This window comes from Acinetobacter sp. YH12211 (assembly GCF_013418015.1).
GTDB classification, from domain to species: Bacteria; Pseudomonadota; Gammaproteobacteria; order Pseudomonadales; family Moraxellaceae; genus Acinetobacter; species Acinetobacter towneri.
The window spans coordinates 25,967-39,572 of the sequence record NZ_VPCW01000022.1; the positions used below are offsets into that span (position 1 = coordinate 25,967).

12 protein-coding genes are annotated in these 13,606 nt (G+C 41.8%); 5 read left to right on the top strand and 7 right to left on the bottom strand.

Translation table 11 applies throughout. The features are described from left to right. Positions 1-194: 194 nt before the first annotated feature. A complete protein-coding gene (gene mpl, locus FTU98_RS10415) occupies positions 195-1,565 on the bottom strand; it encodes a UDP-N-acetylmuramate:L-alanyl-gamma-D-glutamyl-meso-diaminopimelate ligase (protein ID WP_180051383.1) in 1,371 nt (456 codons plus the stop codon). A 241-nt stretch (positions 1,566-1,806) separates the two neighbouring features. Here mpl and FTU98_RS10420 point away from each other — a divergent pair, with 241 nt between their 5' ends. From FTU98_RS10420 to FTU98_RS10435, 4 genes are all read left to right on the top strand, one after another. After that, positions 1,807-2,148, top strand: coding sequence for a DMT family protein (locus FTU98_RS10420; RefSeq protein WP_004969799.1), 342 nt, complete (start codon positions 1,807-1,809; stop codon positions 2,146-2,148). A 225-nt stretch (positions 2,149-2,373) separates the two neighbouring features. Further along, positions 2,374-2,886, top strand: coding sequence for a 5-(carboxyamino)imidazole ribonucleotide mutase (gene purE, locus FTU98_RS10425; RefSeq protein ID WP_004969800.1), 513 nt, complete (start codon positions 2,374-2,376; stop codon positions 2,884-2,886). A gap of 14 nt (positions 2,887-2,900) precedes the next feature. Further along, positions 2,901-4,022: a 5-(carboxyamino)imidazole ribonucleotide synthase gene (locus FTU98_RS10430; RefSeq protein WP_154321228.1), complete on the top strand. Its 1,122-nt coding sequence runs from the start codon at positions 2,901-2,903 to the stop codon at positions 4,020-4,022. A 678-nt stretch (positions 4,023-4,700) separates the two neighbouring features. Beyond that, the gene (locus FTU98_RS10435; protein WP_218948282.1) at positions 4,701-5,987 is read left to right on the top strand and encodes a lytic murein transglycosylase; all 1,287 of its coding nucleotides are present in this window, start codon (positions 4,701-4,703) and stop codon (positions 5,985-5,987) included. A 70-nt stretch (positions 5,988-6,057) separates the two neighbouring features. Here FTU98_RS10435 and FTU98_RS10440 read toward each other — a convergent pair whose 3' ends face one another. The 5 genes from FTU98_RS10440 to FTU98_RS10460 all read right to left on the bottom strand — a co-directional run bounded on the left by FTU98_RS10440 (position 6,058) and on the right by FTU98_RS10460 (position 11,391). Beyond that, entirely contained in the window at positions 6,058-6,435 is a 378-nt protein-coding gene (locus FTU98_RS10440) for a hypothetical protein (RefSeq protein WP_162164695.1), read from the bottom strand. Positions 6,436-6,575: 140 nt separating this feature from the next. After that, the gene (locus FTU98_RS10445) at positions 6,576-7,490 is read right to left on the bottom strand and encodes a matrixin family metalloprotease (protein WP_004969807.1); all 915 of its coding nucleotides are present in this window, start codon (positions 7,488-7,490) and stop codon (positions 6,576-6,578) included. A gap of 219 nt (positions 7,491-7,709) precedes the next feature. Then, positions 7,710-9,644: a molecular chaperone DnaK gene (gene dnaK / locus FTU98_RS10450; RefSeq protein ID WP_104852793.1), complete on the bottom strand. Its 1,935-nt coding sequence runs from the start codon at positions 9,642-9,644 to the stop codon at positions 7,710-7,712. A gap of 121 nt (positions 9,645-9,765) precedes the next feature. Continuing rightward, entirely contained in the window at positions 9,766-10,338 is a 573-nt protein-coding gene (gene grpE / locus FTU98_RS10455) for a nucleotide exchange factor GrpE (protein WP_257220042.1), read from the bottom strand. Positions 10,339-10,902: 564 nt separating this feature from the next. Further along, positions 10,903-11,391, bottom strand: a complete 489-nt coding sequence (locus FTU98_RS10460; RefSeq protein WP_180051384.1) for a hypothetical protein — start codon at positions 11,389-11,391, stop codon at positions 10,903-10,905. A 221-nt stretch (positions 11,392-11,612) separates the two neighbouring features. Here FTU98_RS10460 and FTU98_RS10465 point away from each other — a divergent pair, with 221 nt between their 5' ends. Next, complete coding sequence (locus tag FTU98_RS10465; protein ID WP_179990571.1) at positions 11,613-12,686, top strand: alpha/beta hydrolase; 1,074 nt, start codon at positions 11,613-11,615, stop codon at positions 12,684-12,686. 40 nt (positions 12,687-12,726) lie between these two features. Here FTU98_RS10465 and FTU98_RS10470 read toward each other — a convergent pair whose 3' ends face one another. Further along, complete coding sequence (locus tag FTU98_RS10470; protein WP_180051386.1) at positions 12,727-13,365, bottom strand: acetoacetate decarboxylase family protein; 639 nt, start codon at positions 13,363-13,365, stop codon at positions 12,727-12,729. Positions 13,366-13,606 lie beyond the last annotated feature (241 nt).

A 13,606-nucleotide genomic window follows, 5' to 3' on the forward strand; every position in this document is an offset into this window, starting at 1 on the left:
TTATGATGAAAGACATCCAGCAGCCAACCTGCTGCAATTGTCATGCTCGCAGGATGTTATTCTTCTAAGGTAACAGGACAAGATGACAAGTTCATTAGCAAAATCGTTGCTTTTTAAAAATAATATATAAATTTATAATATATAAAAAAGGCCGTATTTTTTGCAAAACACGGCCTTTAAATGAAATTAATGGTTTAAGCGCTGTGTTGCAATGCCTGCATCAGTTTTTGATGTAAACCACCAAATCCACCATTTGACATAATCACCACTGCATCGCCCTCACCTGCTTGGCTCACGATTTTTTGAATAATTTCATCCAAAGTATTGGCCACCACCGCATGATTGCGAGCAGCCGCAACCACAGGCTGTAAATCCCAGTCTAAACCTTCAGGTTGATACCAAATCACAGCATCCGCCAAACGTGCTGAATCTGCCAAGCCCTCTTTATGACTGCCCATGCGCATGGTGTTGGAACGTGGTTCAATAATCGCCCAAAGCTTACGCTCACCCAAACGCTTACGTGCGCCGTCCAGTGTGGTTTCAATTGCGGTTGGATGGTGGGCAAAGTCATCATAGACTTCAATGCCGCGTATGGTGCCTAATAACTCCATACGGCGTTTCACCCCACCAAAATTGGACAGCGCTGCACATGCGGTTTCAATTGCAACCCCAACATGCTCTGCTGCGGCGATGGTTGCCAAGGCATTGGCGACACTGTGTTGCCCAGTCATATTCCAGCGCACTTCACCTTGTAGCACACCATTTTTCAGAACTTTAAAATGTGAACCATCTGCTGCAAGTTGTTCTGCATACAGTTCCGCTTGTGGATCTGCATTGAGCGAAGTACGTAGCACAGGTGTCCAGCAACCCATTTCTAACACTTCATCAATATGGGTTTCTGTAATTGGGGCAATAATGCGCCCTTCACTTGGGATGGTACGCACCAAATGATGGAATTGTTTTTGAATTGCGGCCAAATCATCAAAAATATCGGCATGGTCAAATTCAAGGTTATTTAAAATGGCGGTTTTAGGATGGTAATGTACGAACTTGGAGCGTTTATCAAAAAACGCAGAGTCGTATTCATCGGCTTCGACACAGAAATACTTGCCTGCACCCAAACGTGCACTTTCACTAAAGCCTAAAGGAACGCCGCCAATTAAAAAGCCCGGTTCTAAGCCTGCCTGATCCAATACCCACGCCAACATGGTGGTGGTGGTGGTTTTGCCGTGCGTGCCTGCAACGCCCAGTACGTGTTTGCCTTGCAAGACATGATCGGCCAAAAATTGCGGGCCAGAAATATACGGCAAACCAGCATTCAGCATATATTCAACCGCATCAATCCCACGTTTCATGGCATTGCCCACAATCACTAAATCTGGATGCGGTTGTAAATGGCTGCGGTCATAACCTTGCATTAAGGTAATGCCTGCATTTTCCAGTTGAGTCGACATCGGTGGATAGACGTTTTGGTCTGAACCTGTGACGGTATGTCCTAAATCGCGGGCCAAAAGTGCCAATGAGCCCATAAATGTGCCACAAATACCCAAAATATGCAGATGCATTCCGCCTTACTCCACTGCTTTTTATAGACACATCACGTATTTTTGTGCTGTTGTCGTGATTAACTTGATTTGAAGCAACGATAGCAAGGGTTTTGGCGAAAAGATAGTGATTCTTGTATCTCATTTCAGGGATTTTTCAGCGCTGAATCTGCGCCAAACGATGTAAAAAATTGCTGCTCTTGCATTTTTCATGGCAAATAGCTCGTAAAATAAAACTGAATTTTTAAGATAGTACGACACAATGTCTTCAGCATTTTTACTTTTGGTGGTTGCAAACTGTTTTATGACCTTGGCGTGGTATGGTCATCTCAAGTTTTTACCACATGATGCGCCGCTGTGGCAGGCTATTTTATTCAGTTGGGTGATCGCCCTGTTTGAATACAGTTTGATGATTCCTGCTACCCGTTTGCTGGCGCAGCATGGCTGGGCGGTAGGTCAAATGAAAATTACCCAAGAAGTTGTGACTTTATTGGTGTTTGTCCCGTTTATGATTTTTTTGTTTAAGCAACCTTTTAAACTGGATTATTTATGGGCAGCTTTATGTTTATGTGGCTGCGTATATTTTGTGTTTCGAGCATCTTAAAATGGTGCTTTTGCATGGCTTAAACAGCTCGCGTAGCTGCAATGGTGTGAGCCTGTGGTTAATTATTAGAAAATAACCAGATAAAAATAATCAAAAAAGTCGGTTGAGTCGCCGTGTTCAATTTTAACAAGTCGAAAAATCAGTCTATAATGTGGAGTTCTTATTCAAGCTTGGCTTTCTCGCCTGAATTTCTCTTTCCTTAGTTTCGTTTCTGGAATATTTGTAATGAACGCGGCCGCTGCACAAGACGCTCCTCTCGTTGGAATTATCATGGGTTCTCAATCGGATTGGGCAACTCTCGAACACACTGCCAATATGCTGAAGCAGCTTGGTGTCCCATTTGAAGCGGAAGTCGTTTCTGCACACCGTACCCCAGATCGCTTATTTGAATATGCTGAACAAGCGCGTGATCGTGGCATTCAGGTGATTATTGCAGGCGCTGGTGGTGCCGCACACTTACCAGGTATGTGTGCAGCTAAAACTGATTTACCTGTTTTGGGTGTGCCAGTGAAATCTTCAATTTTAAATGGTGTCGATTCATTACTTTCAATTGTGCAAATGCCTGCAGGTATTGCCGTAGGTACATTGGCGATTGGTCCTGCGGGAGCAACCAATGCGGCAATTATGGCAGCCCAAATTTTAGGTTTAACCCGTCCAGAGATTGCACAAAATGTTGTCAATTTCCGTGCCGCGCAAACTGAGAAAGTTTCAAGCAACAATATTCCAGGTCAGGCTTAAGCGGGACAATTACTATGGATAAGACCATCGGTATTTTTGGTGGTGGACAGCTGGGCCGTATGATGGCACAAGCGGCTTTACCCTTAAATATTCAATGTACCTTTTTTGAAGCCAGTCCAGATTGCCCAGCGGCAACCTTGGGTCAGGTTTTTGCCAGCAAAAGCGAAAACAGCCTACAAGATTTTATACACAGTGCCGATGTATTCAGCCTTGAGTTTGAAAATACTCCGTTGGCTGATGTTGATGTATTGATTAAGCACAAAGACTTGCATCCACCACGTCAGGCTTTGGCAATTGCCCAAAACCGCTTGCTGGAAAAAGGCTTATTTGATGAATTGGCGATTCCTGTTGCGCCGTACCAAGCCGTCAACTCGCTGGAAAGTTTACAGGCTGCTGTAGCTGAACTCGGTCTGCCAATTGTGCTAAAAACCGCAACAGGCGGCTATGATGGCAAAGGTCAGTTTGTACTGCGCAGTGCAGATCAGATTGAACAAGCATGGGCAGAACTTGGCCCTGCAGGCAGCTTGATCGCAGAAAGTTTTGTTACTTTTTCACGTGAAGTATCTATTATTGCGGTGCGTGGTCAAAATGGTGAAGTAAAAACTTGGCCATTGGCAGAAAACCATCATCACAACGGTATTTTGTCGCATTCGATTGTCCCTGCACCAAACAGCGCTGACTTGCAGCCTGCGGCACAAGACTATATCACTCGCCTGCTCAATCACTTGAATTATGTAGGTGTGTTGACGTTAGAGCTATTTGTCACTGACAAGGGCTTGTATGCCAACGAGATGGCACCTCGTGTGCATAACTCAGGTCACTGGTCAATTGAAGGCGCGGTGTGTTCGCAGTTTGAGAACCATATTCGTGCTGTAGCAGGTTTACCGTTAGGCTCAACTGAAGTGGTACGTCCAACGGTGATGGTCAATATTATTGGTCAGCATCCCAAAACTGAAGATGTGTTGGCATTGAATGGCGCACATTTGCATTTGTACAATAAAACTGAGCGTGAAGGTCGTAAAATTGGGCATATTACTTTAATGCCGAATGATGCTGCTGAGTTGACAGATTTATGCCGCCAATTGGCAAAAATTTTGCCAAATCCATTGGCGCTCAGTGCTGATATGAGCTTGTAAATTTAAAAATGACGCCAAAGCGCTCATCACGATGAGCGCTTTTTTATGCTCTCACATTTTTTATTCTGCCCATTTTTAAGGTGTTCTACCGTTAATCTGTCTAGGATTGACGCTGTAATTTTAGGTTGATTAAGATAGATCAGGCTGAATAAGCAACCATCACCGTAGCAAAGCAATACTTAAAATAAAAATGCGCACAAGTCTGATGGGAAACAGATGATAATTATGAATTCAAAACTTTAAATTCAAATAGCGCGTTTTAAATTTAAAGCGATGCTTCAACTTTGAATTTAAATATCAGAAATGAATTTAAAGATAGATCTGCAGTTTTGAATTTAAATAAAGTAGCGGCTCTTTTGATCTTTAAATTTAAAAAGCTACTTTTAAATTCAAAGTAATACATCGTAAATATGTAGTGAATGTCGTGTTTTGTGGATAACTTGGGTTGGTTTAATTTGAATTTAAACTTTTAAATTTAAAAGTCTTATCATGTGTTGTGATTTTGAATTTAAAAATGTGAGATGCCGTACTTGTGGATAAGTGTTTTAAATTTAAAACGAGAAAATGAATTTAAAACTGTGTAAATGAATTTAAAGTTACAGATTTTCATCTGATCTCTGTGGCTGAAGGTGTTATGGTAAAGCCAAGATTTAAATTCAAAACACATCAAAGGGTATTATGCATCGTTTCGCTGTGATTTTTGCGACAGCTGCAATGGCAGCTACTCAGGTTCAGGCAGAACTGATTATCAATGGAAAATCTGTCACCGTAACACCAACGGTCAGTACATCTGCAAATTTTCAACCACAAAACCATTTTCAAAGTTGTTTGGCCAATTTACGCAGCCAAGCCATTGCCAAAGGGGTGAGTGGCAGCAGTTATGATCGCTATACTCAAAATCTCAGCCCAGATTATTCCGTCATTGAGCGTTTAAATTACCAACCTGAATTTTCTACGCCAATCTGGGATTATCTCTCAGGCTTGGTCGATGATGAGCGCGTGCAGGCAGGACAGCAGAAATTGGCACAGCACCGTGATGTGCTCAATCGTGTTGCAGCAGCCTATGGCGTACCTGCAGAAACCGTAGTGGCGGTTTGGGGTGTAGAAAGTAACTTTGGTGCGATTTCAGGATCCTATCCATTATTGCAAGCGCTAGGTACCTTGAGCTGTGAAGGACGCCGTCAAAGCTATTTCCGAGGTGAGTTTTTTACCACCATGCGTTTATTGCAACGTGGTGATGTCACTGAATCACAATTAAAAGGCTCATGGGCAGGGGCGTTTGGGCATACTCAGTTTATGCCATCGACCTATGATGAGTTGGCGGTCGATTTTGATGGTGATGGTCGCCGTGACTTAGTATCTAGTATTCCAGATGCTTTGGCTTCCACCGCTAACTTTTTAAAACGTCGCGGCTGGCAAACACGGCAGCCGTGGGGCTTTGAAGTCAAAGTGCCTGCAGGCATGTCTTTGAGTGGTGAAGGGCGACGCAATAAAAAATCCCTCAGCAGTTGGGTTAATCGTGGGTTGACTCGTGCAGATGGTTCGGCATTAATTCAGGGCAATTTATCGGGCAGTAGTCAGGCAGGCTTGATGGCACCTGCAGGTGCGAATGGCCCTGTATTCTTAGTGTTTAGAAACTTCGATGCCATTTATAGCTATAACGCAGCAGAAAGTTATGCCTTAGCGATTGCGCATTTATCAGATCGTTTAATGGGGCAGTCTGCATTCCGCACCGCTTGGCCAACCGATGATGCAGGTACATCCCGCGCAGAACGCCGTGAAATTCAACGCTTTTTGTTAAGCCGTGGTTATGACATTGGTGAAGTGGATGGTTTAATTGGCGACAAAACCCGTCAAGCGATTCGTCAGGAACAGACTCGACTCGGCTTGGCTGCAACAGGTCGGGCAGGGCAGCAAATTTTAAGAGCGTTTCGTAATGAAGCGGCCAAACAAATGATGCAATAAGTTGTTGTGATTGCATTAAAAAGGTCTGCAAATGTGCAGACCTTTTTAATTTTTGTCTTAAAACAGGGGATTAAGGTTCAATTTTCACTGCTTCAAGCAAATCAAAAATCACAGTCGTGACATCTTGGCTTAATTCTTTGTTATTAAAAATTTCATAAGCTGAAATGGTGATGTCGGTATCACTTGGCAGCAAACGCTGTTCTTCTTCAATCAGGTGTTCAATTGGTAATAAGGTCTGTCTAACCTCAAGATGCAAAATATCTTTGTATTCAATATTTTCATCTTCAAGTTCAATCACTTGCTCATTAAAATACGGCAATAAAATCGAGTGGAGACAAGGTTGAAGCTCAACAATATCAAAAATTTCGATATCACGGCTTTGTTCAATCGTGCTGATGTGGTCATTTACTTCAATCAGGATATGGTAGTAACTCACATGAATCTCCACAGATCGTTCAGGGTTATACAGAGCCTTCACAATAACATGAAATGAGTAAATTTGCTGCCTTTGCACGTGTAATGGATATGCAACTATCGTACAGGGTGAGGGGAGTTTTGTGTTTTAGTCACTTCAGTTTGCCAGATTGCTCAATGCCGTGCATGGAGTAAATCGAGATCGGCAGGGCGCAGTTGGAAATTCTGCAACTGCTGATCTTTTAGCATTGGATACATTAAGGCATAAGGGTCGTTATGGTGTGCTAAACCCAAAGCATGACCAAATTCATGCGCCAAAGTTAGACGTAAATCATCTTTAGATTGAAACTCATAAATCCGAATGGCCTGACCATCAAAGCTGCCTTTATCAAATAAACGTGGTTGAAAACGTGCATTAAATTGCTGGATGGATACATCAATGTCTTGATTAAGTTGATTGAGGGCATCGACTTGTTGATTGAGCTGGTTAATTTGCTGATTAAATTGCGCTATTTCGTGTTCTAAACTCCACATGTGTTGCTGGATTTCTTGTTTTTTGGCTGCAAAAATTTCCTGTTGCGAAGGATGTAGCCCACCACTTTGGTTAATTTGCTGTACTTGACGATTGTATTGTTCAAGTTGTTGTTCAAATAGCATTTTTTTTGCATCAAGTTGTTGATTTTTATCTGCAATTTCTTGTTTTAGTGCTTGAATATTTTGGTTTTGATTGTTCCAGTGTTGTTGGCGTTGTTCAATGGCTGTAAGTTGTTGTTGGCGTTGGTTTGATTCATCTTGACGTTGATCATAAATCAAGTGAATGGCGAGCTTGGCGTTCGGGTCATATACAAAATAATCTTGTCCCGTCCCTTGTTTCCAAATATGGGTGGCTTCCTGACTCAGTTGTAGTAAATCGGCATGGCTTAAGCCAAAACGCGGATCGACTTCAGCAATACGATAACGTAAGCGAGTATCTAAAGGATGTTTTAAATGATCTAGTGCAGTATTGTGTCGTGTATGAGGATGTTGAATATTTTGATAAATCAGCAAGATAGAAAACAGTATGATTGCACCCAATAGAAACAAACGCATTGCTAGCGGCATCCTTTTTTGGGTTTACTGTAGCCGAAAGTAGGGCAGAAACTCAATCTATTTGCAGTTAGAGCATCATTTTATCTATTGTACTCGGTTGAGCGTCCAATTGTCTGTGCTCTTTCATTTAAATCTTGAAGTCAGTGTATGGATATCGAAAAGAAAAACCGCGCTGCAATTGCTTGCAGCGCGGTTTTTGATGTGCGTTAAAGCGACAAATTATTTTTTATCATCTTTGACTTCAGTGAATTCAGCATCGACTACGCCATCATCGGCTTTTTGACCTGCATCGCCTTGGAATGCATTCGGGTCAAAACCTTGTGCACCGCCTTGACCTTGTGCAGCTTCATACGCACGTTGCGTAATTGGCATGATGATGTTTTGAAGCGCTTCAGTTTTCGCTTTGATCGCATCTACATCATTTTCTTTAGTGCTGGCTTCAAGCTCAGTCACTGCTGTTTCAATCGCAGTTTTTTCATCGGCAGTCACTTGTTCACCAAGGTCTTTTACTGCTTTTTGAGCAGAAGAAACTAAAGCATCCGCTTCGTTACGTGCTTTTGCAAGTTCTTCAAACTTACGGTCTTCTTCAGCATTTGCTTCAGCATCTTTAATCATCGCTTCAATTTCAGCATCGCTCAAACCAGAGTTTGCTTTAATTTGAATCGATTGTTCTTTGCCTGTGCTCTTGTCTTTTGCAGACACTTTCAAGATACCGTCAGCGTTAATGTCGAACGAAACTTCAATTTGTGGCACACCGCGTGGCGCTGGTGGAATGTCACCTAATTGGAAGTTACCCAACAATTTGTTTTGTTGAGCCATTTTACGCTCACCTTGGTAAACTGAAATGTCTACTGCAGGCTGGTTGTCTGCCGCTGTTGAGAACACTTGAGATTTCTTCGCAGGAATCGTGGTGTTTTTCTCAATGATTGGCGTCAACACGCCACCCATAGTTTCAATACCAAGCGTTAACGGAGTTACGTCTAGAAGCAATACGTCAGTTTTGTCACCAGACAATACGGCACCCTGAATTGCTGCACCAATTGCAACAGCTTCGTCTGGGTTTACGTCTTTACGTGGCTCTTTGCCAAAGAATTCTTGTACTTTTTGTTGTACAAGTGGCATACGTGATTGACCACCCACCAAAATCACGTCAGAGATGTCAGAAGTTGAAAGTCCTGCATCTTGTAGCGCAACTTTACATGGCTCAATGGTACGAGCGACTAAATCAGCAACCAAACCTTCAAGTTTGGCGCGAGTCACGTTCATCACCAAGTGCTTCGGACCTGTTGCGTCTGCAGTGATATATGGCAAGTTGATTTCAGTCGCATTTGAAGATGAAAGCTCGATTTTTGCTTTCTCAGCCGCTTCTTTCAGACGTTGTAATGCCAATGGATCTTGTTTCAAGTTGAAGTTTTGCTCTTTTTTGAACTCTTCAACCAAGTATTCGATCAAGGCATTGTCAAAGTCTTCACCACCAAGGAAGGTATCACCGTTGGTTGATAACACTTCAATTTGTTGGTCGCCATCAAGGTCTGCAATTTCAATGATAGATACGTCAAAAGTACCACCACCCAAGTCATACACAGCAACTTTACGGTCGCCTTCTTTCTTGTCCATACCAAATGCAAGTGCAGCAGCAGTTGGTTCGTTAATGATACGTTTAACTTCTAAACCAGCAATTTTACCCGCATCTTTGGTTGCTTGGCGCTGTGCATCGTTAAAGTACGCAGGTACAGTAATCACGGCTTCAGTAACTGTTTCGCCCAAATAATCTTCGGCAGTCTTTTTCATCTTTTTCAAAGTTTCTGCAGAAATTTGCTGTGGTGCAAGTTTCTTGTCATTCACTTCAACCCAAGCATCGCCATTGTCTGCTTTGATGATTTTGTAAGGCACAAGACCAATGTCTTTTTGTACCGCTTGGTCTTCATAACGACGACCAATCAAACGCTTAATTGCGAATAATGTGTTTTTCGGGTTAGTTACAGCCTGACGCTTTGCAGATTGACCTACAAGAATTTCGCCATCTTTATACGCAATAATAGATGGAGTTGTACGTGCGCCTTCTGCGTTTTCAATTACTTTAACTTTGTCGCCTTCAAGTACCGCTACACATGAGTTAGTTGTACCTAAGTCAATACCAATGATTTTAGCCATTTGGATGTTTCCTCAAAAATTCTTTTGCAATGTTTTCACTTGTTATTCGATATGAGAGCCAATCAAAATTTTTCAAGTTGTTTAGATGAAAATTTTTTATCAACTCTCGATTTTATAAGGCTTAAGCGCCAACCATCACCATTGCAGGGCGGAGTAAGCGACCATGTAAGGTGTAGCCTTTTTGTAATACGTTGCCAATTTCATTGGCTTTTGCATTTGGATCAATCCCTACGGCTTGATGCAGGTCTGCATTGAAACCATTGGCTGTATCAATCACCACCACACCAAACTTTTCTAAAGTGGTCAGTAATGATTTCAAGGTCAGTTCCACACCTTCAGACAAGGCAGTTTTTTCATCACCATTGGCGGCAATAGCACGCTCAAGGTTGTCTACAGAATCCAATAATTCTTTAGCAAACTTTTCTAAAGCAAACTTTTTAGCTGTATCTGCTTCACGTTCTAAACGCTCTTTGGTTTTTTCCGCTTCGTAAACTGCATTGGCAGTACGTGCTTTTTCCAATTTTAGGTTTTCTTCAAGTTTGCTCAGTTGTTCTTGTAAAGACTCAACGGAAACTTCTGCTTGCTCAGTATCTTGCGCTGTTTGTTGTTCCGTCTGCTCTAGCTCAAGGTCTTGAGTTTGTTCGTTCTGCTCAGTTGCCATTGATTTACTCCGTTTAAATGGGTTTTTAAACATGTACAGTCCTTTGGCGTCAGTGCTAACTGCGTTATTGCTGAACTGCCATGGTTAGAGAAGTTCGTAATTAGCTAAGAAATCGGGGCAGGGCAGGCAAAATTCAAGCGTGCCAGTAGATTAATTTTCATTGCCATGAAATTTGGTCAAAAAAATACATTTTGAATCAAGATGTCGGCGGATGAATGAAGCAAATTAAACTTTGAAACTTATAATATTTTTTGTTTAAAAAAGTATGGTAATAGGGAGCTGATTATTCAGCTAAACCAGTGCTTTTATTACGGAGATAGCTAAAAACACTGTTTTATCAACAGGATTCGACTGGGTGTTTGTTCACTATATTGTGCATGCGTATGATTAGAGTTTTTAAGTTTTGGTTGATTAATCGCTAAAACAGCTTAATCGAGAGTAATTATATATTTTACACAAAACCTAACACTGCTTATTCTTTGCGCATAGATGCTATATCGCTGTAGTTTCTTGTGTATTGCTAAATGTGTTTTTGGGGCTTATCTAACTTCTGAATAAGCCCTTTTTTACCTCATTTGTTTTGCTTTGCTGCAAGACTCAATCACGATCACGTCGTTGTTCACGGTCTTTACGGTTTTCCTGCCAGCGCTTTTGTTGTGCATCACGTTGTTGTTGCCAGCGTTTACGTGCTTCCTCACGCTTTTTTTGTTCAGCTTCAATTTGCTGCTTACGCTTTTGCTCTAGCTGCTTACGCTTTTGCTCTAGCTGTTTACGCTGCTGTTCCGATAAGCGTTTGCGTTGCTCTGCTAAGCGTTGTCGCTCTTGTTCATAGCGTTGTTGCTGTAATTGCTGTTGTCGTTTTTGTTCCCATTCACGACGTTCTAGTTCACGTTTACGACGCTCTAACTCAACCCGATTTTTACCTTGTTGATATTCCCAACGCTGCCGATCATTGTCATAACGTCGATGATCATCATCATAGCGTGGCTCATATCGTCCATCGTAGTAACCTTCGTCAGGCACGACTACGCAACCTACGGCTAAAAAAGCAGTCGCACATGAAAGTAAGATTAATTTTTTAGTCATGCTCTGCCTCCTGAGCTGATGAGGTGAATTTGTCTGAAACATCAAACATAGACTGCAATAGTGTCAATGACAGCGTCATAAAAGCAGGGTAGCGTTATAGGTAATTTGAATGTGTATAACGATTGAAGCACTTGTATAACAAAATGGTCACTGTGCTGTTGATCATGAAGAAATTATGAAGCGTTTAGGCAAATCATGCAGACATATAAAAAGGAACAGGCATGCAAATTTTGAATTCATCTCTCAAAAATAAATTGCACAAAGGACAAGGTGCTGCTGCACGTGCATTAAATAAGTTACCAAGTCGAGTACATCATACTTTGGCTCAAGCTTTGGGTTATCCGTATCATTATCCAGACCTTGATCCATTTATTAAATGCATGATGGCGGCACAATTAAAACAAGGGAAAATTGGTTTTATTGGTGCTGACCCTGTACAGTCTAGACAGGCATTTGATCGACAAATGCAATCTATTCTGAGCACTCCAACTGCGGTCAAACGAGTTGAAGAAATCCGTTTAAACTTAGCCAGTGGCAATATCGCAGCGCGTTATTATCATCCTGCACCACATAAAAAATTGCCTTTAATCGTGTTTTATCATGGTGGTGGTTTTGTGGTGGGTGGTTTAGACAGTCATGACGAATTTTGCCGCTTAATGGTGGTACATGCCCATGCACAAGTGTTGAGTGTGGAATATCCACTCGCGCCTGAAGCTAGTCCACAGCAGATTATTCAAGTCTGTGAAGATGCTTTGGCATGGGCATATCAACATCGTCGAGAAATGAAAATTTTAAAAAATCGCATAGCGGTGGCAGGCGATAGTGCGGGTGGTAATATTGCAGCGGTGGTTGCACAGCGTAGTGCTCATTCAGCCTATGCACCTGACGCACAATTTTTAATTTATCCAGCCTTAGATTTTAAGAGTCGCCATCCTTCATTCTTTGCTTATAAAGATGGTTTGGTGCTGACGGGGCAAGATGTTGATTTTGTCACACAGCACTATGTCACACAGCATCAGGTCGCTTTGGATGATCCAATCATTTCGCCAACTTTTGGCAAATTGAAAAAACTAGCGCCTGCCTTTGTGGTCACAGCAGGGCATGACGTTTTGCATGATGAAGCTGAAATTTATGCACATAAATTACGTCAACATGCTGTCACGGTAAAATATGTAGAATATTTAGATCAAACACATGGTTTTATTAGCATGACCTTTGTGTCGCGTCGCGCCAAAAAAATCAGCATTGAAATGTGTAAAAACTTTAGAAAATTTTGGGATCGACCACGTAGCTAAACCTTGGGTTGTCTTTGTTAATCTGTTTCACGTGGAACGGTTAAACCAGAGTAGAGATTTCGGCTTCTGGAAAAGTCAGTTCGAACTCAAGCACGTAAAAACCATTGATGAAGCGTGCCTGATTAAAATCAGGAAACAAACTTGGATTCGATTGCCAAGACGCATGTTTGAGTGGGATTAATCTGCCGCGAAAAGAAGGATTAAATTGATAAGATTTCCCTTGCCATGTTTGCTGAATTTTTAAAAGCGCAGCAGGGATGTAATGACTATCAATAAAGCTACGTTGCGTATTGCATTTTTCAAGTTGAATGGCGAATTGCAAATCTGCGTGTTGTATTTTGCAACTCATCTGTCGATCTTGAATATCCCAATCAAAGCTTGCCAGTTCTTTCGGAATACCCCAAAGCTGTTGTCCGTGTTGCACAGAAGACTCGGTTGAAACGAAAATTTTAGGAATAGTAGATAAACGACGCTGCCTAAATAAAGGATGATCTAAAATCAGCAGCTCATCGTAAGCACCAATGGGGCTAGCGTGATAACGCACCCACATGACTTGAACAAGACGTCCTAAAAAAGAAGGTGTTAAGCCAAAAGGTTGTGCCTGTTTTAAAAATTGTGGGCTGAGCCAATAATTTAAAATATAGGCTTCACCTTGAAGTTGCCAAGGTGCTGGACACAGTCGGCTCTGATCTGAATTATTTTTATCAAATGGAGCGTAAAACTCAGTCCTTCAGGTCAGAGATATAAGCGACACGACATGAAGTGTCGTTTGATTTAACTAAGGACTATTTTTCTTGAGTTTTGATTGTTAATATAAGTACATGAAAACCCTTAAATTACGTATAAAAGACAAACATTGCAAGGTGTTAGACCAACTAGCATCAGAAGTGAACTTCGTCTGGAATTATGTCAATGATTTA

Bases quoted from the DNA above. Each gene is read 5' to 3' on its own strand.
- FTU98_RS10435 (WP_218948282.1), top strand. From the start codon at position 4,701: ATGCATCGTTTCGCTGTGATTTTTGCGACAGCTGCAATGGCAGCTACT.
- grpE (WP_257220042.1), bottom strand. From the start codon at position 10,338: ATGTTTAAAAACCCATTTAAACGGAGTAAATCAATGGCAACTGAGCAG.
- dnaK (WP_104852793.1), bottom strand. From the start codon at position 9,644: ATGGCTAAAATCATTGGTATTGACTTAGGTACAACTAACTCATGTGTA.
- mpl (WP_180051383.1), bottom strand. From the start codon at position 1,565: ATGCATCTGCATATTTTGGGTATTTGTGGCACATTTATGGGCTCATTG.
- FTU98_RS10445 (WP_004969807.1), bottom strand. From the start codon at position 7,490: ATGCGTTTGTTTCTATTGGGTGCAATCATACTGTTTTCTATCTTGCTG.
- purE (WP_004969800.1), top strand. From the start codon at position 2,374: ATGAACGCGGCCGCTGCACAAGACGCTCCTCTCGTTGGAATTATCATG.
- FTU98_RS10465 (WP_179990571.1), top strand. From the start codon at position 11,613: ATGCAAATTTTGAATTCATCTCTCAAAAATAAATTGCACAAAGGACAA.
- FTU98_RS10460 (WP_180051384.1), bottom strand. From the start codon at position 11,391: ATGACTAAAAAATTAATCTTACTTTCATGTGCGACTGCTTTTTTAGCC.
- FTU98_RS10420 (WP_004969799.1), top strand. From the start codon at position 1,807: ATGTCTTCAGCATTTTTACTTTTGGTGGTTGCAAACTGTTTTATGACC.
- FTU98_RS10430 (WP_154321228.1), top strand. From the start codon at position 2,901: ATGGATAAGACCATCGGTATTTTTGGTGGTGGACAGCTGGGCCGTATG.